Source organism: Salinibacterium hongtaonis, assembly GCF_003065485.1.
In the GTDB taxonomy this organism is placed as follows: Bacteria; Actinomycetota; Actinomycetes; order Actinomycetales; family Microbacteriaceae; genus Homoserinimonas; species Homoserinimonas hongtaonis.
Map to the genome: position 1 here is coordinate 1321531 of NZ_CP026951.1, position 24191 is coordinate 1345721.

At 62.6% G+C, this 24191-nt stretch carries 18 protein-coding genes; 5 read left to right on the plus strand and 13 right to left on the minus strand.

Annotated features, from left to right (window positions below; all coding sequences use genetic code 11):
* Positions 1-29: 29 nt before the first annotated feature.
* From tal to pgl, 5 genes are read left to right on the plus strand one after another with little or no spacing between them, the layout of a single operon-like run.
* Positions 30-1139 (plus strand): transaldolase, encoded by a 1110-nt coding sequence (gene tal / locus C2138_RS06455; RefSeq protein ID WP_108516451.1) that lies wholly within the window; start codon positions 30-32, stop codon positions 1137-1139.
* Entirely contained in the window at positions 1136-2734 is a 1599-nt protein-coding gene (locus C2138_RS06460; protein ID WP_108516452.1) for a phosphoglucose isomerase-related protein, read from the plus strand. The genes tal and C2138_RS06460 overlap by 4 nt, the downstream gene beginning before the upstream one ends.
* Complete coding sequence (gene zwf / locus C2138_RS06465; RefSeq protein ID WP_108516454.1) at positions 2734-4275, plus strand: glucose-6-phosphate dehydrogenase; 1542 nt, start codon at positions 2734-2736, stop codon at positions 4273-4275. The genes C2138_RS06460 and zwf overlap by 1 nt, the downstream gene beginning before the upstream one ends.
* Positions 4272-5219: a glucose-6-phosphate dehydrogenase assembly protein OpcA gene (locus C2138_RS06470; RefSeq protein ID WP_108516455.1), complete on the plus strand. Its 948-nt coding sequence runs from the start codon at positions 4272-4274 to the stop codon at positions 5217-5219. Before zwf ends, C2138_RS06470 begins: the two co-directional genes overlap by 4 nt.
* A complete protein-coding gene (gene pgl, locus C2138_RS06475) occupies positions 5216-5986 on the plus strand; it encodes a 6-phosphogluconolactonase (protein WP_108516457.1) in 771 nt (256 codons plus the stop codon). The genes C2138_RS06470 and pgl overlap by 4 nt, the downstream gene beginning before the upstream one ends.
* A gap of 91 nt (positions 5987-6077) precedes the next feature.
* Here the strand turns inward: pgl and C2138_RS06480 are convergent, their stop codons facing one another.
* The 13 genes from C2138_RS06480 to cydB form a co-directional block, all read right to left on the minus strand.
* On the minus strand, positions 6078-6440 hold the full coding sequence (locus C2138_RS06480; protein WP_108516459.1) for an RNA polymerase-binding protein RbpA: 363 nt from the start codon (positions 6438-6440) through the stop codon (positions 6078-6080).
* A gap of 9 nt (positions 6441-6449) precedes the next feature.
* On the minus strand, positions 6450-6701 hold the full coding sequence (gene secG / locus C2138_RS06485) for a preprotein translocase subunit SecG (RefSeq protein WP_108518889.1): 252 nt from the start codon (positions 6699-6701) through the stop codon (positions 6450-6452).
* A gap of 103 nt (positions 6702-6804) precedes the next feature.
* Complete coding sequence (tpiA, locus tag C2138_RS06490; RefSeq protein ID WP_277871928.1) at positions 6805-7611, minus strand: triose-phosphate isomerase; 807 nt, start codon at positions 7609-7611, stop codon at positions 6805-6807.
* Positions 7602-8816: a phosphoglycerate kinase gene (locus tag C2138_RS06495; RefSeq protein ID WP_108516460.1), complete on the minus strand. Its 1215-nt coding sequence runs from the start codon at positions 8814-8816 to the stop codon at positions 7602-7604. Before C2138_RS06495 ends, tpiA begins: the two co-directional genes overlap by 10 nt.
* A 24-nt stretch (positions 8817-8840) precedes the next feature.
* Positions 8841-9845 carry a type I glyceraldehyde-3-phosphate dehydrogenase gene (gap, locus tag C2138_RS06500; protein ID WP_108516462.1) on the minus strand — a complete coding sequence of 335 codons (1005 nt, stop codon included), beginning with the start codon at positions 9843-9845 and terminating at the stop codon, positions 8841-8843.
* A gap of 154 nt (positions 9846-9999) precedes the next feature.
* Positions 10000-10626 carry a superoxide dismutase gene (locus C2138_RS06505; protein ID WP_108516464.1) on the minus strand — a complete coding sequence of 209 codons (627 nt, stop codon included), beginning with the start codon at positions 10624-10626 and terminating at the stop codon, positions 10000-10002.
* Positions 10627-10691: 65 nt separating this feature from the next.
* On the minus strand, positions 10692-11672 hold the full coding sequence (whiA, locus tag C2138_RS06510; RefSeq protein ID WP_108516466.1) for a DNA-binding protein WhiA: 981 nt from the start codon (positions 11670-11672) through the stop codon (positions 10692-10694).
* Positions 11673-11729: 57 nt separating this feature from the next.
* Positions 11730-12605 (minus strand): RNase adapter RapZ, encoded by an 876-nt coding sequence (rapZ, locus tag C2138_RS06515; RefSeq protein ID WP_108518893.1) that lies wholly within the window; start codon positions 12603-12605, stop codon positions 11730-11732.
* Between the two features lie 79 nt (positions 12606-12684).
* Positions 12685-14583 (minus strand): excinuclease ABC subunit UvrC, encoded by a 1899-nt coding sequence (gene uvrC, locus C2138_RS06520; protein ID WP_108516467.1) that lies wholly within the window; start codon positions 14581-14583, stop codon positions 12685-12687.
* A gap of 14 nt (positions 14584-14597) precedes the next feature.
* Positions 14598-17585 carry an excinuclease ABC subunit UvrA gene (gene uvrA, locus C2138_RS06525; RefSeq protein ID WP_108516469.1) on the minus strand — a complete coding sequence of 996 codons (2988 nt, stop codon included), beginning with the start codon at positions 17583-17585 and terminating at the stop codon, positions 14598-14600.
* A 93-nt stretch (positions 17586-17678) separates the two neighbouring features.
* Positions 17679-19772 (minus strand): excinuclease ABC subunit UvrB, encoded by a 2094-nt coding sequence (gene uvrB, locus C2138_RS06530; RefSeq protein ID WP_108516471.1) that lies wholly within the window; start codon positions 19770-19772, stop codon positions 17679-17681.
* 9 nt (positions 19773-19781) lie between these two features.
* A complete protein-coding gene (cydD, locus tag C2138_RS06535; RefSeq protein WP_241961204.1) occupies positions 19782-23141 on the minus strand; it encodes a thiol reductant ABC exporter subunit CydD in 3360 nt (1119 codons plus the stop codon).
* A gap of 5 nt (positions 23142-23146) precedes the next feature.
* Entirely contained in the window at positions 23147-24178 is a 1032-nt protein-coding gene (gene cydB / locus C2138_RS06540) for a cytochrome d ubiquinol oxidase subunit II (RefSeq protein ID WP_108516474.1), read from the minus strand.
* Positions 24179-24191 lie beyond the last annotated feature (13 nt).

A 24191-nucleotide genomic window follows, 5' to 3' on the forward strand; every position in this document is an offset into this window, starting at 1 on the left:
AGCACAGAAGCCCAGAGGAAAATAGAGCAATGACCACGAATCCCCTCGCAGCACTGTCAGCCGCTGGCGTCAGCATCTGGCTCGACGACCTGTCCCGTGAGCGCATCAACTCCGGCGGATTGCAGCGCCTGCTCGCCGAGCGCAGCGTCGTCGGTGTCACCACCAACCCCACGATCTTTGCGGGGGCACTGGCCAAGGGCGCTGCCTACGACGAGCAGGTTGCCGCTCTTGCCAAGTCCAATGTGAGCGTCACTGAAGCCGTCTTCGAGATCACGACGGACGACGTGGCTGCGGGATGCGACATTCTTCGCCCGGTGTACGACTCGACTGACGGCCAGGATGGGCGGGTCTCGATCGAGGTTGAACCCGGACTCGCACACGACGCTGCAGGCACGATCGAGCAGGGAACTCAGCTCTGGGCCAAGGTCAACCGCCCCAACGCGATGATCAAGGTGCCCGCGACCATCGCAGGACTCGAAGCCATCACGGCGCTCATCGCCGAGGGCATCAGCGTCAACGTGACCCTGATCTTTAGCCTTGAGCGCTACCGCGAAGTGATCAATGCTTACCTGACGGGTCTTGAGCGTGCCAAGGATGCCGGTGTCGATCTGGCAGGCATCCGCTCGGTTGCCTCGTTCTTTGTGTCGCGCGTTGACACGGAGATTGACAAGCGGCTCGATGCCATCGGCACCGAGAAGGCGACCGCCCTGCGAGGCAAGGCTGGCATCGCGAACGCTCGCCTCGCTTACCAGGTGTTCGAGCAGGCGTTTGACACGGAGCGCGCCAAGTCGCTCCTGGCCGCTGGCGCCCACGTGCAGCGCCCCCTCTGGGCCTCAACCGGGGTTAAGGATCCCACCCTCGACCCCACGTCTTACGTTGTCGAACTGGTAGCCCCGAACGTGGTCAACACGATGCCGGAGAAGACCATGGAGGCCACTTTCGAGCAGGGCGTTATCCGTGGCGACACGATCACCGGAGCGTATGCAGAGGCCAACGAAGTGCTCGATGACATCGACTCGCTCGGTATTTCATACGACGAGGTTGTCGGACTTCTCGAGAAGGAGGGCGTCGACAAGTTCATCGTCTCGTGGAACGAATTGCTCGACACCGTTAGCGCAGCGCTGGAGGCGGCGCGGTGAGCTTCGATATCAGCGTAAGCGGGGATGCTGCCGAGGCAGTGGACAGGATCGTCCCGCAACTCGTTTCCGATCTCGTGGCCTCCCGCATTACGGCACAGGATCCCACCCTCTGGGGCCCGGCGGCCGAAGGCGAGGCCGCGAAACGTCTCGGCTGGACCGAAGCTGTCGTTGTTTCGGACGGACTGGTTGATGACATCATTGCCCTTCGCGACCGCCTTCGGTCGGAGGGGGTCGACCATATTGTGCTCGGTGGTATGGGAGGGTCGTCCCTCGCTCCCGAGGTCATCACCCGCACGGCGGGCGTTGAGCTCACTGTGCTCGATGCGACAGACCCTGAGCAGGTGCTCAGGGCGCTGAACCACCGCATCGACCACACTGCCGTCGTCATCTCATCGAAGTCTGGTTCGACGGTCGAGACCGACAGCCAGAAGCGAGTCTATGAACGCGCATTCGCGGAAGCGGGAATCGACCCGATCACCCGCATCATCATCGTCACGGACCCCGATTCGCCGCTCGACCAGGCCGCGCGCGCTGACGGCTACCGAGTCTTCAACGCCGACCCCAACGTCGGAGGGCGATATTCCGCGCTGACGGCATTCGGTCTCGTGCCCTCCGGCCTCGCCGGTGTCGACATCGCAGCGCTCTTGGATGAGGCGTCGTCAGTTGCCGGTCGTCTTGCCGTCGACCACCCCTCCAACCCCGGGCTGATTCTCGGAGCCGCCATTGCCGGAACTCGGCCGTTGCGCGACAAGCTCGCGATCGTGCCGGACGGCACCTACATCGTTGGCTTTGCCGACTGGGCAGAACAGTTGATCGCTGAGTCGACCGGCAAGGATGGCAAGGGAATCCTGCCGATCGTGCTCGACAAGTACTCAACGGAGGTCAAGCTGGGGCTGAACGACGTTCAGATCGTTCGCCTGGTCGAGAGCGAGCGCGAGACCGAAGAGGTCGCAGCGGGCGAGATCGAGATCAGCGGTACACTCGGCGCCCAGTTGCTCGTTTGGGAGTACGCAACGGCGGTTGCCGGTCGCCTCCTTGGCATCAATCCGTTTGATCAGCCCGACGTCGAGTCGGCGAAAATTGCTACCCGTGGATTCCTCGAGCAGCAGCCAGAGCCGACCCCTGCAGCGTTCGTGGAGTCGGGCATCGAGGTGCGCGGCACGCAGAGCATTATCGCGGCTGCAACGTCCATCGACGCGGCTGTCGAAGCACTTCTCTCTTCGCTCCCCCACGGCGGCTACGTTTCGGTGCAGGCCTACCTAGACCGCGGTGCCTACCCAGAGCTCGAGCTGCTGCGCGAGCGCCTAGCTGCTCGCACCGCTCGCCCGGTGACATTCGGATGGGGTCCCCGCTTTCTGCATTCAACGGGGCAGTTCCACAAGGGAGGGCCAGCCGTAGGCGTCTTCTTGCAGCTTGTGGGCACGGCATCCGAAGACCTTGATATCCCCGGACGACCGTTCACCTTCGGTGAGCTTCTTCATGCGCAGGCCGCCGGCGATGCCAGCGTTCTAGAGGCGCATGGTCGCCCCGTTCTGACGCTCACCCTGAGCGAAAACCCTCAGGGCGTCGAGACCGTTTTGGACATCATCCGCTAATGGCGCCTGTTGACATCACGTCTGAGTTCAATCCGCTCCGACTGCCTTCGGATCGACGGCTCAATCGCATTGCCGGGCCGAGCGCGCTCGTTATCTTCGGCGTTACGGGCGACCTTTCGCGTAAGAAGCTCATGCCGGCGGTCTACGACCTCGCCAACCGGGGTCTGCTGCCGCCGGGGTTCGCCCTTGTCGGGTTCGCCCGCCGGGAGTGGGAAGACCAGGATTTTGAGCGCGTTGTGCACGAGAACGTCAAGAAGTACGCTCGAACGCCGTTCGACGAAGAGGTATGGAAGCAACTCGCCCAGGGCATTCGTTTTGTGCAGGGAGAGTTTGACGATGACGACGCTTTCGAGCGTCTGAGTTCAACCCTCGACGAGCTAGATCGCGAGCGGGGAACGATGGGAAACCATGCGTTCTATCTCTCGATTCCGCCGAAGTCGTTCCCGGTCGTGACGGAACAGCTCCGTCGTTCGGGCCTTGCAGAACAGCGTGAGGGCCAATGGCGGCGCGTTGTGATCGAGAAGCCGTTTGGCAGTGACTTGGCTTCGGCCCGCGAGCTCAACAACGTCGTCGAATCGGTGTTCCCTGCGGATTCTGTGTTCCGCATCGACCATTACCTCGGCAAGGAGACGGTGCAGAACATCCTCGCTCTGAGGTTTGCCAATCAGCTCTTCGAACCGCTGTGGAACGCGCACTACGTCGATCATGTGCAGATCACGATGGCCGAGGACATTGGGGTCGGCGGCCGAGCCGGCTACTACGACGGCATTGGTGCTGCACGCGATGTCATCCAGAATCACCTCCTTCAGTTGCTCGCTCTCACAGCGATGGAGGAGCCGATCTCGTTCAGCGCCACTGAACTGCGCGCCGAGAAGGAAAAGGTTCTTGCCGCAGTGAGCCTGCCGAAGGATCTGTCGACGGCCACGGCACGCGGGCAGTACAGTGCTGGCCGGCAGGGCGGCGAAAAGGTCATCGGCTTTCTCGAAGAAGACGGCATGGACCCCGAATCCACCACCGAAACGTTTGCCGCGATCCGGTTGGATGTCGGCACCCGGCGCTGGGCTGGAGTTCCCTTCTACCTGCGCGCTGGCAAACGGCTCGGTCGTCGCGTAACCGAGATTGCGGTCGTGTTCAAGCGTGCGCCGCAGTATCTGTTTGCGGCGGATCAGACCTCGGCCCTCGGCCAGAATGCCCTCGTCATTCGCGTGCAGCCGGATGAGGGGGTCACCATCCGCTTCGGATCGAAGGTCCCTGGCGCCGGGATGCAGGTGCGCGACGTGACGATGGACTTTGGCTATGGACACGCGTTCACCGAGGCCAGCCCAGAAGCCTATGAGCGGTTAATTCTCGACGTGCTGCTGGGTGACCCGCCATTGTTCCCGCGCCATGAAGAGGTCGAACTCAGCTGGAAGATTCTCGACCCGATCGAGGAATTCTGGGCGACCCAGGGGCAGCCGGAGCAGTACCGTCCCGGAACCTGGGGCCCATCATCTGCCGACGAGCTCCTCGCTCGTGACGGCCGCACCTGGAGACGCCCGTGATTGTCGATCTGCCCACCACCAACGGCAGTGCTATTTCTAAAGCCCTCGTGCGTCTTCGTGAAGAGGGTGGCGTCGTCGCGCTCGGGCGCGTGCTCACCCTCGTGATCTCCACCGAGATCGGAAAAGAAGAAGAGGCGATCGAGGCAGCAAACGATGCATCGCGCGAGCACCCCATGCGAGTGATTGTGGTCTCGACTCCCCCGCTCGGAGACACCACGCCGACACGCCTTGACGCACAGATCCGTGTCGGTGGCGATGCAGGGGCCAGCGAGGTCATTGTGCTCATGGCCTATGGCGATAACGCTCGGAGCGAAGAGAGCCTTGTCATGGGATTGCTGCTGCCCGACGCCCCCGTCGTCGCGTGGTGGCCCGGCCGCACACCGGATGTTGTTTCGGCATCATCGCTCGGTCGGATTGCGCAACGTCGCATCACTGACTCCGCGGCACACGAAGACCCCGGAGCCTTTCTCGAAGGCCTCAGTTCGAGCTACGCCCCCGGTGACACTGACTTCGCGTGGACCAGGCTCACGCTCTGGCGTGCTCAACTCGCCGCTGTACTGGACCAGCCACCCTATGACTCGGTGACCGCAGTGCATGTGCGCGGATCATCCGACTCACCGTCGACCCGCCTCCTCGCCGCTTGGCTGCAGAAACAGCTTGAGGTGGTCGTGTCGTACGAGCTGACAACCGACGGCGCCTCGGGAATCCACGGAGTCACCCTCAGTAGGGCGTCGGGCGACATCGTCTTGGAACGGACGCACGCTCCCATCGCCACCCTGACCCAGCCCGGACAGCCCGTCCACGACATCTCGCTGCCCCGACGGAGCCTGCGCGACTGCCTCGCCGAGGAGCTTCGGCGCCTCGACCCAGACGACTTGTTCGGTACGGTGGTCGTTGAAGGGCTCAGCAACCTGGCCGAGCCCCAGAATCGGGAGCGACAATGACGCAGCCGCGCCGCCAAGTGATTGTGCACGACTCGAAGGATGCCCTGGTCGACTCCGTTGCTGGCCGATTTATCGCCGAGATCGTGTCGCTGCAATCCGAGCAGTCGAGGGTGAGCGTGTGCCTCACGGGTGGTTCAGTGGGCATCGGCGTTCTTGCCGCTGTCGCCGCATCGCCGCTCCGCAACACCATCAATTGGGGCCGTATCGACCTGTGGTGGGGTGACGAGCGGTGGGTTCCCGCCCACCACGCGGATCGTAATGCGCAGCAGGCATGGGATGCTCTGCTCGGGTCCGTCGAGGTTCCCGAGGCCAATCTGCATGCGTTCCCTGCCGCTGACTCCGGTCTCACGCTCGACGAGGCCGCGGTCAAGTATGCAGAGGATCTGCGCAGTGCGGCGGCTCCCGGCGACGACGCTGTGGCGTTTGACCTGCTGTTTCTCGGCGTCGGCCCCGACGGGCATGTGGCGTCTTTGTTCCCCCGCCGAGGAGAGCTCGACGATGCCGGAACCGTGGTCGCCATCCGCGACTCCCCCAAGCCTCCGCCCGAGCGTCTGAGCCTCACCATGCCCGTGATCAACAAGGCTCAGCGCGTGTGGCTTGTTGTCGCAGGCCAGGACAAGGCGTCAGCGCTGGGGCTCGCATTGGCGGGAGCCAGCGTCCACCTTGTTCCCGTAGCGGGCGTTCAGGGCCAGCGCGAAACAATCTTCTTCGTTGATAACGACGCGGCTGTCGATGTCCCCCGCGAGCTCATTGACGGTAACGACTAAGACCAGTCGACTCCGGTCACGTCCGACTCGTTAACGACTGAACCGCTCCCGACCAATGGTCGGGAGCGGTTCACAGTCTGCGTGAGGGCTCTTACTGAGCAACCGAGCCTCGGCGCGCCCGAAGCTGAGTCAGGGCCTCCTCGAGAAGAGTAACTGCCTCCTCTTCGGTGCGGCGTTCCTTCACGTAAGCAAGGTGGGTCTTGTAGGGCTCGAGCTTCGCAACCTTGGGAGGGTTTTCGCGGTCCCGGCCAGCGGGAGCGCCACAGTTCGGGCAGTCGAGCTGTTCAGGAACCTCTTCTGGCTCGATCGTCGCGAGAAAGTAGGGGCTCATCTGGTGGCCACTGCCGCACCAGTAATGAACCTGAATACGCTCCGCGTGGAAACCGCGGTCCTGCTCGCCCATGGGCCCTGCGCCTACGCGCGACCCCCTAATGGCGCTGCCACCTGATGCCACGATTGCTCCTTATACTGCCGAGTCGAACTTGGTGATGAGTCCGAGGACGACGATGGTTGTGATCCATACGAGTCCTAGAATCACCGTGAAACGATTGAGGTTGCGCTCCGCAACGCCCGATGAACCGAGGTTCGACGTTACGCCGCCACCGAACATGTCGGACAGGCCGCCACCTCGCCCGCGGTGAAGCAGGATAAGCAGCGTCAGCAGGAGACTGGTGATGCCCAGGATGACCTGCAGGATGACCTGAAGAATCTGCACGAAAAGCCTTTCGATGGTGCCCGCGGCGCGGACGGTACGCACTCGGGAGCAGGTAAGCCGTTGATCAGTATAGCCGACGCCTCACAGGCGGCGGCAGGCTCGATCAGATGTCGACGTGGCTCTTGAACCGGCTGATGCTCGAGAACTCCGCGACATCGAGGCTTGCGCCGCCGACGAGCGCTCCATCAACATTCGGCTGACGCAGGAATCCGGCAATGTTAGAGGACTTGACGGAACCGCCATACAGAATGCGAGTTGCGGCCCCAGCCTCGTCACCGAGCGCCGAGCTGACCACCGCGCGAAGAGCAACGGCAACCTGTTCTGCCTGCTCAGGCGTTGCAGCCTGGCCCGATCCGATTGCCCAGACGGGCTCATACGCCACAACAACATTGGCACCCTGAGCTACGCCAGCGAGAGCGGCCGTGAGCTGCGCAACCGGCACCGCGCTCGGCCCATGTTCGGCTAGATCGTCGGCTGTCTCTCCGACACAGATCACGGGGACGAGCCCATGCTTGAGTGCGGCAGCGACCTTGGCCGCAACAACACCATCAGTCTCGTTGTGCAGCGTGCGACGCTCCGAATGCCCGATGATCACGTACTCGCAGTCGAGTGCCTTGAGGAACGCACCAGAGATCTCGCCGGTGTAGGCACCCGAGTCGTGGGTCGAGAGATCCTGCGCGCCGTACTTGAGCTGGAGCTTGTCAGCGGCAATCAGCGTCTGCACCGAGCGCAGGTCGGTGAATGGCGGGAAGACGGCAACTTCGACTTCGGAGAAATCGAAACGAGCATCTTTGAGGCTCCATGCGAGCTTCTGCACAAATGCGATGGACTGCAGATGATCGAGGTTCATCTTCCAGTTGCCTGCGATGAACGGAACGCGTCCGCCCGCAGAGCCTGTTTTCACTGCCAACCGAGGACCTCCAAGCCGGGGAGGGACTTGCCTTCGAGAAACTCGAGGCTAGCGCCGCCGCCCGTAGAAATATGACCAAACTGGGAATCGTCAAAGCCAAGGGCCCTGACAGCGGCGGCGGAGTCGCCCCCGCCAACGACGGAAAGGCCGTCTACCTGAGTCAGCGCCTCGGCCACCGCTCTGGTGCCCTCCGCAAATGCCTCGATTTCAAAGACACCCATGGGGCCGTTCCAGAACACGGTCGACGACGAGGCGATAGCGGAGGCGAAACGTTCCGCCGTCGCCGGCCCGATGTCGAGTCCGAGGCCCGACGCACCCCATGGCGTGTCTTCTAGCTTGTCGGCGGGGCGAACGACGTGTTCGGCATCCGCACCAAATTTGGATGCGACAACGGCATCCACGGGGATCACGATTTCGACTCCCAGACGCTCAGCCTCGGCAAGGTAGCCGCGGACCGTCTCGATTTGGTCCTCTTCAAGAAGGCTCGCCCCGACGCCGTAACCCTGAGCGGCGAGGAAGGTGTACATCATTCCCCCGCCGATAAGCAACGTGTCGACCTTGGGAAGGAGGTGCCCTATGACGCCGAGTTTGTCGGACACCTTGGAGCCGCCGAGAACCACCGTGTACGGCTTCTGAGGGCGTTCGGTGAGGCGTTCGAGAACGTCCAGCTCCGTGGCGATGAGCAGGCCAGCGGCGCTCGGAAGCGCCTTGGCCAGCTCATAGACGCTCGCCTGCTTGCGGTGCACTACTCCGAAACCGTCGGAGACGAACGCATCACCGAATGCAGCGAGCTGGGCCGCGAAGCCTTCGCGAACCGACTCGTCTTTCGACGTCTCCTCCGGGTTGAACCGAAGGTTCTCCAGCAGGGCAACATCGCCATCGCGTAGCGATGAAACAACGGCCCTGGCGGAGTCCCCAACGGTGTCGGTTGCGAATGCGACGGGCGCGTCAAGAAGCTCAGACAACCGCTCTGCGACGGGCGCGAGGCTGAACCGATCCTCCGGTGCACCCTTGGGGCGACCGAGGTGTGAGATCGCTATGACCCGTGCTCCTGCCTCGGAGAGCCGACGCAGTGTTGCCAGCGACGCTCGGATGCGTCCGTCATCCGTTATGACGGACCCGTCCAGCGGCACATTGAGGTCGCAGCGAACTACGACGGAGCGACCCTTGAGGTCACCGAGAGAATCGAGAGTGCGGAGAGTCATCTGAGCTTTCTTGATCGAACGGAGTCAGAGGCGGTCTGCGACGTATTCCGTGAGGTCGACGAGGCGGTTGGAGTAGCCCCACTCGTTGTCGTACCAGGCAGTGAGCTTCACCTGGTCACCAATGACGCGCAGAAGGCCAGCATCGAAGATCGATGAGTGCGGGTCGGTGACGATGTCGCTCGAAACGATCGGGTCTTCTGTGTACTTGAGGATGCCCTTGAGCGAGCCTTCGGCGGCTGCGCGGTAAGCATCCTTGATCTCGTCCACGGTCACAGGACGCGATGCCGTCACCGTGAGGTCGGTGATGGACCCGGTGGGGACAGGAACGCGCAGGGCGAAACCGTCGAGCTTGCCGACGAGCTCTGGCATGACCAGGCCGATGGCCTTTGCCGCACCAGTGGAGGTCGGGACGATGTTGATTGCGGCAGCGCGAGCGCGACGCAGGTCCTTGTGAGGGCCGTCCTGGAGGTTCTGGTCAGCCGTGTAGGCGTGAACCGTTGTCATCAAACCGCGCTCGATTCCGAACGTGTCGTTGAACACCTTGGCGAGAGGAGCAAGGCAGTTCGTGGTGCACGACGCGTTGGAGATGATGTGGTGACGCTCGGGGTCGTAGCTCTCGTGGTTAACACCGACAACGAACGTGGCGTCTTCGCCACTGGCCGGGGCAGAGATGAGCACCTTCTTGGCGCCAGCTTCGATGTGCTTGCGCGCACCATCAGCTTTGGTGAAGAAGCCGGTCGACTCGATAACGATGTCGACGCCGAGCTCCGCCCAGGGCAGGTTGGCAGGGTCGCGCTCGGCGAGGACCTTGATGGCCTTGCCATTGACGACAATGCTGTCGCCAGACACCTCGACGGTTGCATCAAGGCGACCCGTGATGGAGTCGTACTTGAGCAAATGGGCGAGGGTGGCGGTGTCGGTGAGGTCGTTGACCGCGACGATGTCGAGGTCACTCCCCTGTGCCAGAGCGGCACGGAAGTAGTTGCGGCCGATTCGGCCAAAGCCATTGATACCGATCTTGACGCTCAAGAGGGACTCCTGTTGTTAAATGCATCGTCGGTCGGATGGACCAGGATGCGTGTGGGGGTGCGGAAACAGTGGTGCTGTTTTCGTGTTGCAGGTGGAACCTGGAGGTGCTCGGAGATGCTCTCCGGGCCGGCACGTGGCCGACCCGGAGCAATGACTAGGAGAGTACCAGCAGGCCCGTCGTGCCCTTGCGGGCAGCCTCGAGACGCTGCTGAACGTTAGCCCAGTTCACGATGTTCCAGAACGCCTTGACGTAGTCCGCGCGGACGTTCTTGTAGTCGATGTAGTAAGCGTGCTCCCACACATCGAGCATGAGGATCGGCACCGTGCCGGCTGCCGAATTGCTCTGCTGGTCGAAGAGCTGCTGGATGATGAGTCGCTGCCCGATCGAGTCCCACGAGAGAACCGACCAGCCGGAGCCCTGGACACCCAGGGCTGTTGCGGTGAAGTGCGCCTGGAACTTCTCGAATGAACCGAAGTTGTCGTCGATCGCGGCCGCAAGGTCGCCGGTGGGCTTGTCTCCACCATCTGGGGACATGTTGGTCCAGAAAACCGAGTGGTTGACGTGCCCGCCCAGGTTGAACGCGAGATCCTTCTCAAGCTTGTTGACGTTTGCGAGGTCGCCCTTATCGCGTGCCTCGGCGAGCTGGGCAAGAGCCGTGTTGGCTCCCGTCACGTAAGCCTGGTGGTGCTTGCTGTGATGCAGCTCCATGATCGTGCCGCTGATGCTGGGTTCGAGTGCCGCATAGTCATACGGCAGTTCGGGAAGGGTGTATTCAGCCATCTGGTTCTCCTTGATCAAAACCGCAGCACACCGGAGGATGTGCTCTCGGCGGGATGGGGTTCAGTCTACGCGTCCTCGTACTCCGATGGCAGGTTCGCATCGGTGCCGGGAACTCCCGTGTCTTGGGCCTTCTTATCGGCCATCGCGAGCAGTCGACGGATGCGACCAGCCACGGCATCCTTGGTGATGGGTGGCTCGGCATGGTGCCCCAGCTCGTCGAGGCTGGCCTCGCGGAAGCGAAGCCGCAACTCGCCTGCGTAGCGTAGGTGCTCGGGGATGTCCTCCCCCAGAATCTCCAGGGCCCGTTCGACTCGTGCGCATGCCGCGACCGCAGCCTGTGCGGAGCGGCGCAGGTTGGCGTCGTCGAAGTTCACGAGACGGTTCGCCGTTGCGCGGACCTCTCGACGCTGACGCAGGGTCTCCCAGCTTTCCACCGTTTCGACGGCACCCATCGCGATAAGCATCGCGCTGATTGCCTCACCGTCGCGAATGACGACTCGGTGGATACCGCGAACATCCCTCGCCTTGGCGGAGATGCTCAGTCTGGCAGCCGCGCCGACAAGAGCCATGGCGGCCTCATTGCCGGGGCAGACGACCTCAAGTGCTGCCGATCGACCCGGGTCGGTGAGGGTGCCCTGGGCGAGAAATGCGCCGCGCCAAATTGCCGCGAGATCATCCCGAGAACCGGTCGTGAGGCGGTTGGGGAGTCCGCGGATGGGGCGCCGACGTGCATCAAGCAGGCCGGTCTGGCGAGCGAGTGTTTCCCCGCCCTCGATGACACGAACAAGATAGTGCGGGTCTTTGCGCATGCCGCTTGCTGGCACGACCGAAACGTCGCTGCGGACGCCGTACAGCTCAGCCAGGTCCTTGCGCACGCGGCGAGCGAGAGCGGGAGTGTCGAGTTCGGACTCGATCGCGATGCGCCCAGAAATCATGTGCAGTCCTCCCGAGAAACGGAGGATAGTCGACAGCTCTGCTGCCCTGACCGTCGTCTTGCTCACCTGTACTCCGGTGAGCTCATCTTTGACATCGGCAGTGAGAGCCACTGGTGGATCCTTTCATGCTGTTAGTGCGGGGAAATAGTGTGCGAAGTGTGGCGCGTGTCACTCACGTCCGAGGTCGCGGTGCTTAACGCTGACCGCGACGCCGGGAATTGCACGGAGGCGACGCGCGAGTTCTTCTGCCGTGGCAACCGAGCGGTGTTTGCCGCCCGTGCAGCCGATTGCGATCGTCGCATGCCTCTTGTTCTCGCGCTGATAGCCCGCGAGAACGGGAGCGAGCGCTCCCATATAGCCAGAAATGAACTCCTCGGCGCCCTCTTGGGCGAGGACGAACGAACTGACCCGCTCGTCGAGCCCATCGAGGCTCTTGAGCTCGGGAATCCAGAACGGGTTCGGGAGAAAACGCATGTCGGCAACCAGGTCGGCATCCGTCGGAACACCGTACTTGAAACCGAAGCTGCTCACCGTGATCCTCAGATTTGGAGCGTGCTCCGGGCTGAAGATCTCATTCACGGTTGTGGCCAGTTGATGGATATTGAGATCCGAGGTGTCGATGACGAGGTCGCTCGACTCGCGGATCTCGAGCATCCTTGCTCGTTCGGCAGAGATGCCATCGAGGAGTGTGCCATCACCCTGAAGCGGATGCGGCCTGCGCACCTGTTCGAATCGGCGAACGAGGGCCGCGTCAGTGGCGTCGAGAAAGACCACGCGAACGTTGTTGCCTGAGCGAAGCGCATCGATGCTCTCGCGGAGATCGGCAAAGAGTCGTCCACCTCGGACGTCGACGATGGCCGCGATTCGTGGAAGGCTGCCGCCAGCCCGACCCGCGAGTTCGACGAGGGGCCGCAGCATCTGAGGAGGAAGGTTGTCGACGACGTACCATCCGAGGTCCTCAAGCGCGTTTCCGACAGTCGACCGACCGGCGCCGGACATGCCGGTAACGATCAAGACTTCGTGTCGCTCGGACCCCTCCGCCATGCCGGTTGCCCTCATCCCCTCAGTCTGGTGCGTGCCCTCGATGAGCAGACTCCAGCCTACCCATCTTGGTGGCCGCTATTCACTCCCGGAGGCGACGGTGAATCGTCTCTGCCAGAACCGGCCCGATGCCCCTGATTTCGGCAATCTGCTCCGCCGATGCCGCCTTGAGGCGAGTGACCGACCCAAACTCCTTGAGGAGCAGTTTGACGCGGGACGCGCCCACGCCAGGGATATCGGAGAGCACTGTGCCGATATCCCGCTTGCGCCGCTGCCTCTGGTACGTGATGGCGAACCGATGAGCCTCGTCGCGCATACGCTGAAACAAGAACAGCGCGTCGCTGTTTCTGGGCAGGATCACGGGATAGTCCGAGTCGGGAAGCCAGATCTCTTCGAGGCGTTTCGCGATGCCGCACAGGTGGATATCGGTTATGCCCAGCTCGCGGAGCGCGCGCGCCGCCGCCTGCACCTGTGGCTGACCGCCGTCGACAACCAGAAGATTGGGGCGATACGCGAACCTCCGGCTCGTGCCGTCCCGTGGGGCGGTTAGCTCTTCTGCCGAGTCGCTAACAACAGCCTCTTCGCTGATGTGCGCTAGTCGACGCCGCAGTGTCTGGTAGATCGACTCGGTATCGTCGGTGGATTCGGGGATGCTGAAACGGCGGTACTGGTCTTTGCGGGGCAGCCCATCCTCGAACACGACCATGGATGCGACGATGTTGGTGCCGGAGAGATGTGAGACGTCGTAGCACTCCATACGCAGAGGGGCATCGGGCATGCCCAGCGCCTCTTGGATGTCGGCCAGGGCCTGGGAGCGCGCGACAAAGTCCCCGCTGCGCCGGGTCTTATAGAGCATTAACGCGTGTTTCGCGTTTGTCTCTACCGTCTGAGCCAGGCTTGCGAGATCCCCCCTCTTGGCGACCTGCAGCGTTACCTTGCCGTGGGAGCCCGAGGTCTCCCAGCGGCGCCCGGCCAGCCAGAGTTCGAGCTCAGACGTGTCCTCTGGCAGCGCGGGAACGATGATGCGCCGAGGTGGCTCACTATCGTCGCCGTAGGCGTTCTGCAATACAGATTCGACCAGCTCGGGCAGCTCAACGTCGAGCTCCTTGTCGACCACCCAGCCGCGGACTCCGCGGATTCGTCCGCCGCGCACGACGAACTGTTGAACCGCCGCAGCCAGTTCATCGTGGGCGATGCCGATGATGTCGACGTCGACGCTGTCCGAGAGGACGATTGAGTTCTTGGAGAGCACGGTCTCAAGAGCCGAACGCTGATCACGCAGCCGGGCTGCGGACTCATAATCTTGTTCGGCCGCGGCTGTCATCATCCGCTCCGTGAGCAGGGCGACGTAGCGAGTATCTTGGCCGGCCATAAAAGAGGCGAAGTCGAGCGCTATCGACTTGTGTTCTTCTTTCGTGACCCGGCCGACGCACGGCGCAGCGCACTTGCCGATATCACCGAGAAGACATGGTCTTCCCGCTTGCTCTGCGCGCTTGTACGTCGAGTCAGAGCAACTGCGCATAGGAAAAGCCTTGAGCATGAGATCCACGGTCTCTCGGATCGCCCAAACCTTGGTGTACGGCCCGAAGTAGCGGGCCCCCTTGATTGACTTGGTTCGGGTGACCATGACCCTGGGAACATCGTCGCCCAGGGTTATCGCGAGATACGGGTACGACTTGTCGTCGCGAAACTGAACGTTGAAGGGCGGATCAAACTCTTTGATCCAGGTGAACTCAAGTTGGAGAGCTTCGAACTCGCTGCCGACCACGGTCCATTCCACAGAGGCCGCGGTCGTGACCATGCGTCTCGTGCGCTCATGCAGGCTCGGCAACGGCGCAAAGTAGTTGCTCAGTCGTGCGCGAAGATTCTTAGCCTTGCCGACATAGAGAATGCGCCCCTGGGGATCGCGAAACCGATAGACGCCCGGTTGGGTCGGAATTTCGCCGGCTTTGGGCCGGTAACTGACCGTGTTCTCCGCCATGACGCCCCTCCGCGTCAGCTAGCTTTGCGTGGCCGAACGGCAGCCTTCTTGACCGGTGCGGAGGACTTCGCCTGAGACACCTTCTTCGCAGGAGTAGCGCGCTTGCCATTGGCAACACTGAGCCGTTCGGCCGTCACCGACTGGCTCAGAACCTCTTTGAGGTATAGGCCTGTGTGGCTCTTCTTGGACCGGGCAACATCCTCAGGAGTTCCTGTAGCCACGATCTGACCACCACCGGAGCCTCCCTCGGGTCCGAGGTCGATAATCCAGTCCGCTGACTTGATCACATCGAGATTGTGCTCGATTACGACCACCGAATTGCCCTTGTCGACCAGGCTGTTGAGCACCATCAGGAGCTTGCGAACGTCTTCGAAGTGAAGACCAGTGGTCGGTTCGTCGAGCACATAAATGCTGCGTCCGTTCGACCGCCGCTGCAGTTCCGTCGCAAGCTTGACGCGCTGAGCTTCTCCTCCCGACAGGGTGGTCGCGCTCTGACCGAGGCGAACGTACCCGAGTCCGACATCGACGAGTGTCGTGAGGTAGCGGTGGATCGCACCGATTGCCTCGAAGAACTCGGCGGCCTCGCTGATCGGCATATCGAGAACTTCGGCAATGTTCTTGCCCTTGTAGTGCACGGAGAGCGTTTCGCGGTTGTAGCGCGCTCCCCCGCAGACCTCGCAGGTGACGTAGACGTCAGGCAAGAAGTTCATCTCGATCTTGATCGTGCCGTCACCGGAGCAGTTCTCGCACCGACCGCCCTTGACGTTGAAGCTGAAACGGCCCGGCAGATAACCACGAGCCTTGGCCTCCGCCGTCTCGGCAAAGAGCGTGCGGATGCGGTCAAATACTCCCGTGTAGGTCGCAGGGTTCGATCGAGGGGTGCGGCCGATCGGTGCCTGATCAACGTGGACAACTTTGTCGAGGCTCTCGAGCCCCGTGACGCGGGTGTGCTTGCCCGGAATCTGCCGCGCCCCGTTGAGCTCGTTGGCCAACACCTTGTAGAGGATGTCGTTGATGAGCGAAGACTTGCCAGAGCCGCTGACTCCAGTGATGGCGGTCAGCGTGCCGAGTGGGATCGACGCCGTCACTGACCGGAGGTTGTTGGCCCGTGCGCCCTCGACGGTGAGCATCCGCTCGGGATCGATGGGCCGGCGAACGGCGGGTACTGCGATGGACTGGCGGCCGGATAGGTAATCTCCCGTCACCGATTCCGTGTTTGCCAGCAGGTCGGCATACGAGCCTGAATGAACGACTGTTCCGCCGTGTTCTCCCGCTCCTGGACCGATATCCACGATCCAGTCGGCCGTGCGAATCGTGTCTTCATCGTGTTCGACAACGATGAGCGTGTTGCCGAGGCTCTTGAGCTTGACGAGGGTTTCAATCAGCCTGCGGTTATCGCGCTGGTGGAGACCGATGCTGGGCTCGTCAAGCACATAGAGCACGCCGGTCAGGCCAGAGCCAATCTGAGTCGCCAGACGGATGCGCTGCGCCTCTCCGCCCGAAAGAGAACCGGCTGAGCGAGCGAGGTTGAGGTAGTTGAGCCCCACTTCGATGAGGAACGACAGCCGGGCTCGGATCTCCCGGAGCACCGCAGCGGCGATCGTTGCTTCGCGATCGGTGAGTTCGAGGTCGTTCATGAAGGCGAACGCGTCAATGAGGCTGAGATCGGCGACATCGGCGATGCTGCGGTCATCCACCGTGACCGCGAGTACCTCCGGCTTCAGTCGCTTGCCATCACACACAGCACAGGGAATCTCCCGCAGGTAGCTTGCGTAGCGCTGGCGAGCCGAATCGCTCTCCGCCTCGATGAACTTGCGCTCTATGTAGGGAATGACTCCCTCGAAACCGGTCGTGTACTTCATTTCTCGACCAAAACGGTTCTTCCACTTGACGCTTACCTGGAAGTCATTGCCCCGAAGAATGGCATTCTGAACGTCGTCCGAAAGGTCACGCCACGGAGTCTTCAGCGAGAAATCGAGGTCGCGCGCAAGCCCCTCGAGGAGGCGCTGGAAGTAGTTGTAAAGGCCCTTGCCGCCTTGCGTCCACGGAAGGATGACGCCGTCGGCGAGGCTCAGCTCGGTGTCACCGAGGAGGAGCTCAGAATCGACCGCCATTCGGGTGCCGAGGCCGGAACACTCCGGGCAGGCCCCGAAAGGAGCGTTGAACGAGAACGTTCGAGGTTCGATCTCCGTCAGTTGAACCGGATGGTTATTGGGGCATGACAGCTTCTCGCTGAATGACTGCCAGGCCGCGGACCCCTCACGGTCGACGTAGTTGATGGCGACGAGGCCGTCGGTAAGCCGGAGAGCGGTTTCGAGCGAATCGGTGAGGCGCGACAACACATCATCAGCGGCGACGAGGCGGTCGACGACGACGGAAATATCGTGCTTGACCTGCTTTTTGAGGGTGGGGGGCGAGCTAAGTTGAATCTGCTCACCGTCGACGATCGCCCGTGAGTAGCCGGATGCGGCCAGCTCCTTGAAGAGGTCGACGAACTCGCCCTTCTTCTGTGAAACAACGGGGCTCACGATCTGGTACCGAGTGCCGGTCTCGAGCGTCATGAGCTGGTCGGCGATCTGCTGCACCGTCTGGCGCGCGATGCGCTCACCGCAGATTGCACAGTGCGGAATGCCGATGCGTGCCCACAGCAGACGCATGTAGTCGTAGATCTCGGTGATCGTGCCCACGGTCGACCGAGGGTTGCGGTTCGTCGACTTCTGGTCGATCGATACTGCGGGGCTCAGGCCCTCGATGAAATCGACGTCGGGTCGATCGACCTGACCGAGAAACTGGCGTGCGTAGGCCGACAGAGATTCGACGTAGCGGCGCTGACCTTCGGCGAAGATGGTGTCGAACGCGAGCGATGATTTACCTGAGCCGGAGAGGCCAGTGAAGACCACGAGCGCATCTCGCGGAATGTCTAGATCAACGTTGCGAAGGTTGTGAACCCGAGCGCCTCGCACGCTCAACTGCGAATCTGATTGAACCGGGGAAATGGTCACTGGCGTGAGTCTACGTTCTCTCGTTTGACGGTCACCGGCAACCCGGTGGTGATCTGAATTAGAACATCTGTTCTATCGTATAGCGACTGAGACTCAGATGTGCCCGGCCGCTTCCATCTGGCGAAGCTCCTTCTTAAGGTCGGCCACCTCGTCGCGGAGCCGACCGGCAAGCTCGAACTTGAGTTCGGCGGCCGCCTGCAGCATCTGGTCGTTGAGGTCGGAGATGAGCGACTCGATATCGGTTGCCCCGGCGGCTGCGATCCCCTCAAACCGGCTGCCCTCCTTGAGATGCGGCGTCGGAGTGCGCTTGCGGGAGTCGCCACCCGAGCGGCCGCGCCTCGAGGCGAGCAACTCGGCAGTGTCGGCCTCCTCGCGGGCGAGTACGTCGGTGATGTCGGCGATCTTCTTGCGCAGAGGCGTTGGGTCGATGCCGTTGGCGACGTTGTACTCGATCTGCTTCTCACGTCGCCGGTCGGTCTCTTCGATCGCGTGGCGCATCGAATCGGTAACCACGTCTGCATACATGTGGACGGATCCTGAGACGTTTCGCGCCGCGCGGCCAATGGTCTGGATGAGCGAGGTCGAGGAGCGCAGAAAGCCCTCCTTGTCCGCATCAAGAATGGCCACCAGTGACACCTCGGGCAGGTCAAGACCCTCGCGAAGCAGGTTGATGCCCACGAGCACGTCATAGACGCCCTGGCGCAGCTCGGTGAGCAGCTCGACTCGACGGAGAGTGTCAACATCGGAGTGCAGGTACCGCACGCGCACCCCGGCTTCGGTAAGGAAGTCGGTGAGTTCCTCCGCCATCTTCTTTGTCAGCGTGGTGACGAGGACGCGCTCATTCTTGGCCGTGCGCTGGCGAATCTGCTCAAGCAGGTCGTCGATCTGGCCCTTGCTGGGCTTAACGATGATCTCGGGGTCGATAAGACCGGTGGGCCGAATAATCTGCTCAACGACGCTGTCCGTTATGCCCATCTCGTATTTGCCGGGAGTCGCCGAGAGGTAGACCTTCTGGCCGACACGGTCAAGAAACTCCCCGAACTTGAGCGGCCGGTTGTCCATGGCGCTGGGAAGGCGGAAACCGTGTTCGACGAGGGTGCGCTTGCGAGAGGCGTCGCCCTCGTACATCGCTCCGATCTGGGGAACCGTGACGTGCGATTCGTCGATCACGACGAGGAAGTCGTCGGGGAAGTAGTCGAGCAGACAGCTGGGCGGTGCACCCGCAGCGCGCCCGTCGATGTGCCGCGAGTAGTTCTCAATGCCGCTGCAGAATCCGATCTGTTCCATCATTTCGAGGTCGAAGGTCGTTCGCATCCGCAGCCGCTGGGCCTCGAGCAGCTTGCCCTGACGCTCAAGCTCGGCGAGGCGCTCCTCAAGCTCCTCTTTTATGCTCACGATCGCGCGCTGCATGGTGGCGGGACTCGCTGCATAGTGTGTCGCTGGGAATACGGATACGGCATCCATTTGCTTGATCACCTCGCCCGTGAGCGGGTGAAGGGCGTAGAGCGCCTCGATTTCGTCGCCGAACATCTCGATACGGATTGCGTTCTCTTCGTACATCGGGATGATCTCGATCGTGTCGCCGCGCACCCGGAACTTGCCGCGGGAGAAGTCGACGTCGTTGCGCTGGTACTGCATACCAACGAAGCGCCGGATGATGGCGTCACGGGACATGCGGTCGCCGACCTGCAGGGCGATCATGGCTTCTAAGTACTCTTCGGCGGCACCGAGACCATAGATGCACGACACGGTCGACACGACGATCACGTCGCGCCGGCTCAAGAGCGAGTTTGTGGTCGAGTGGCGCAACCGCTCGACTTCGGCGTTGATCGAACTGTCCTTTTCGATGAACGTATCCGTCTGCGGAACGTAGGCCTCTGGCTGGTAGTAGTCGTAGTACGAGACGAAGTACTCGACCGCATTGTTGGGCATCAGATCGCGAAACTCATTCGCGAGTTGCGCGGCGAGCGTCTTGTTATGGGCCATGACCAGGGTTGGCCGCTGAACCTGTTCGATGAGCCACGCGGTGGTTGCGGACTTGCCGGTTCCTGTGGCGCCCAGCAGCACGACATCCGTTTCGCCAGCATTGATTCTGGCGGTGAGCTCGGCAATTGCTGTGGGCTGGTCGCCGCTGGGGGTGTAGTCGCTGATGACCTCAAAGGGCCTTACTGACCTCGTAGCTTGCACATGCCAAGTCTAGGCAGCGGCACCGACATTCCTGCTGGGAGCCGAGACTTCTTCGGCAGGCACGAGGCGCAGCACGGCATCGGACGGCACGAGGCCCACGGTGTGATGCGTGACCAACACTGTGATGCGGTCGGCAAGCCCCCGCCGCAGATCCGCCATCATCTCTCGAGACGATGCGAGGTCGAGGTGAGCCGTCGGCTCATCGAGCAGGATGACCTCTGCTCTGGTCAATAGAGTGCGGGCAATCGCCACCCGCTGACGCTCTCCGCCAGAGAGGAGTGCGCCCTCAGAACCGATAGGTGTATCGAGGCCCAACGGCAGCGTGTTCAGGAGCTCGTGCAGCCCGACTCGGCGTAGCGCATCCGTCATCTCGGAGTCGTCAGGGGCGTCATCGCGAGGCCTGGCGATGAGAAGGTTGCCCCGCAGAGTTGAGTCGAAAAGGTGGCCCTCCTGAGGGCACCAGGCGATGTGTGACCGCAGAGACGTATCGAAATCGGCTGCGTCAACGCCATTGAGCAAGTAACGCCCGGAGTTCGGCGTGAGATAGCCGAGAAGCAGCGTGAGAAGGGTGGACTTGCCCGAACCGGAAGGCCCCGTGATGACGAGCCACTCCCCCTGATCGACGCGTGCCGAGACGGGAGCACAGACAGGGTGGGCGGCGCCGGGCCAGCGGGCGGTTACGTCGTGCAGTTCAAGACGGGTGACACGCTCGCCCGATGGTGATTCATCGCCCGGAGCGCGATCGGCAGAGCTCGTGAGCGCCGACTCGCGACGCAACTGTGCCCTGAGGGTTGGCCAGAGCTGAACCCCGCCAACGAACTCCAGAAGCGGCTCGATAAGACCGAGCGGCGTGAGCACGAGGACGGCAGACAGCGCTCCCTCAAGCCTGCCGGAGCTCACGGCTTCTGCCGAAACGGCGAGCATCACGACGGATGCCGAACCGCAGGCAGCCACGACGATGGCACTGGCGAGCCCCAGAGCCCATGCGCTGCGCCGACTCTGAACGCCGGCTGCTGCATCGCTCCGCCGAAGCCGATCCACCGCCCGTGCTGCGAGCCCATTGACGCGAAGATCGGATGCTGCGGCGAGCGTCGCAGAGAACTCTCGCAGTACCTGCGAGCGGAACCGGTCCTCCGACTTTGCCGCGGATCGATCGGCAGCAAGGGCCACAACGGGAGCGACGACCAGTACCGCAACCGCGAGCGTGATGAGCAGGGGCAAAGCTCGGGGCTCGATTGAGGCCAAAACGACGACCGCCGCTGCGGTGATGAGCACTCCCACGAGAACCGGGGTCACCACCCGCAGCACCAGATCCCTCACCCGATCGGCGTCTCTCACCAGTCGATCCAGGGCGGTTGAGCCGGTGAGGAGGGCGCGATGGGTAGTGCCAAGATCGGCGAGGCCAACCCAGAGTCTGGTGCGCATTGCGCCGAGGGCGGCGAAGATCGCATCGTGCGAAACAAGCCGTTCGCAGTAGCGAAGAACCGCGCGCCCGAGCCCGAAGAATCGCACCCCCACGATGGCCACAAGTAGATACATGATCGGAGGCTGCTCGCTTGCCCGCACGATGAGCCATGCCGAGACGGCAGTGAGCGAGATGGCAAAAGCCGAAGAGGCTACGCCGAGGAGCACAGCCAGCAGCATCTTCCAGCGAACCGGGGCGAGAAACAGCGCCAGTTCGGCTAGCGCAGAGCGAGTGGGAGCAAGCTCGCTCTCCGCCGCATCTATTGCCGGCAGCGGTTCCGCCTCCTGCTGTTCGACAAGATCGCTCAAAGCCTCAATCGTTCGGGAGGCGCCGAGAACGACCGTGTGATCGGCGATCTCTCGCACGTCGGCGTCGTGAGAGGCCAGCACAACGGTGCGGCCGTCGGCGAGCGAGCGAATAAGGCCGGTCACGGTCTGCGCGCTCCGGGCGTCGAGGTGAGCGGTTGGCTCATCCAAGAGAATGAGGTCGGCTCCACCCGCGGCTCGCAGCAGCACCCGGCCGAAGGCGAGACGGCGTAGCTCGCCGGGGCTCAACCGGGCGGGATCGCTCATGGCGACGCGCGACAGTCCGAGAACTGCGAGCACATCGTCGACGCGGGATTCCGCCGTGGCGTCGGCGGAGGGGGCATCCGTGTCAATTCCGGCGTAGAACCGCAGCTCGTCGCGTACAGAGGCTGCCACCGTGTGTGGATGCTGGGGCAGCCAGGCGATGCGATCGGGGTCAACGCCTGTAATGGTGCCCTGAACATCGACGCCGGGCCCGGCTGCAATTGCGCCGGCGATTGTGCCGAGCACTGTTGACTTGCCAGAGCCGCTCTCGCCGTCGAGAACCGTGATGGTGCCCGTGCGGGCGACAAAGCTCACGCCACCGACCGCATCCTCGGCACGGCCCGGATAGCGAAGGGTCAGGCCGCTCACCGTGAGCGGCCCGCCTCCGCCGTCGGCGATGGTGCGCGGCGCCGGAGTGTCGAGGGTGTTGCGCACCCTACGCAGCGCCTCTTGGCCATCCTGGGAGGAGTGAAACGCTGTGCCGACGTCTCGCAGCGGTGCATAGCATTCAGGGGCGAGGAGCAAGGCGAGCAGGCCAAGCTCTAGCGACATGTCGCCACCGACGAGACGGAACCCGATGAAGACCGCGACGATCGCCACCGAGATCGTCGCAATGAGCTCGAGCGCAAGCGACGAGAGGAACGCGACCTTGAGGGTCTGCATTGTTGTGGCGCGAAACCGCTCCGAGAGTGAACTGAGTGCGGCAACCTGCTCCCGGGCCCTGCCAAGGCCAACCAGCACTGGCAGGCCTCTCACGAGCTCCACCAGATGATCGGAGAGCCTGCCGAGTTGAGTGGTCGCGACCTCGACCCGGTCTTCTGTGTGCTGCCCGATCAGCACCATGAAAACGGGAATCAGCGGCACCGTCAGCACGATTATGAGGGCGCTCACCCAGTCAGCGAACAGGATGCGCGCGCCAATGAGAAGCGGGATGCATGCCGCATTGATCAGGGCGGGCAAGAACACCGTGTAGTACTTGTCGAGTTCGTCGAGCCCCAGCGTCGCCAAGGTCGACTGGGAGCCAACCCTCGCTCCGCCGGAGGTGACGAGATGCTCCGCCATGTCGGATCGGAGCCGCTCCTTAACACCCAGCGCCGCTCGTGCGGATATCACCCGTTGGGCCCACGTAACCAGCGCTCGTGCCGCAGCAGAGACAAGACCCCACACAACCGCGTCACGCCACCGATCGTCACCGTCGATGGCGCTGACGATTCCGACCGACAGTGCCGTGGCAATGCCGATGAGCGATGCCGCTTTGAGGGCGCTTGCGAGCCCGAGGAGGTAGAGCACCGGTCGCTCAAGCGCTCCGAGCCCCGCCATGGGTGATCGTGGCATTACTTCTATTTCTGTCGAATGGCGGGGACAACCTCGATCGCCTCGGGAATCCTGGCGGACGAGATGCGCTTGCGAAAGACCCAGTAGGTCCAGCCTTGGTAGGCCAAAACGAGGGGAACCCCGAACGCGGCGACGATGCTCATCAGACCGAGCGTGTAGTCCGATGCAGATGCATTCGTCACGGTGAGGTCGAAGGCGGGGTCGAGAGTCGACGGCAGAACCGTGGGGAAGATCGCCGCAAAGATCGACGCGGATCCCGCGAGAAGGAAGGTGCCGAGATAGAGGAAGGACCTGCCCTCGCGCCCTGCACGGTTGGCGTACCAGGCGAGCACTCCGGCGACGACTGCGACAATGACCAGCGCCCAGGTGATGGGATTGCCCGAGGTGAACTGGATCGCGAGCACCCATCCTGCAAGAGGAAGCAGCGCAAACGGCAGTGCAATCGTGACAAAGCGCCGGGATTGCTGCCGCACATCGCCATCGGTCTTGAGAGCGAGGAAGGCGGCAGCATGCACGAGGCAGAACCCAACGACGGCAAGCCCGCCAAGGACCGCATAGCCGTTGAACCAGGCCCACGCCCCGCCGACCCTGTCGCCATTGCTGTCAAGCGGTAGGCCGGTAGTCGTGAGAGCGAGCGTCGCACCCACCCCGAAAGCGCTGACGAGGGATCCAAGCCCCAACGCCAGATCCCATCCCTTGACCCACCGGGTCGTCGTGCCCTTACCGCGGTATTCGATGGCAACGGCCCTGAAGATCAGACCGACGAGCACAAGCACCAAGGGGATGTAGAGCGCCGAGAAGAGCGAGGCATACCAGAAGGGGAATGCGGCAAACATTGCCCCGCCGGCAGTGAGAAGCCACACTTCGTTGCCGTCCCAGACGGGCCCGATGGTGTTAAGCATGATGCGCTTCTGCTGCGGGTCCTTTGCGGAGAACAGAATGTGCATGCCGACACCGAGGTCGAAGCCTTCGAGAAAAAGAAAACCCGTCCAGAGGACCGCAATCAACACGAACCAGAGGGTTGGAAGAAACTCCATGATCAGCTCCTAG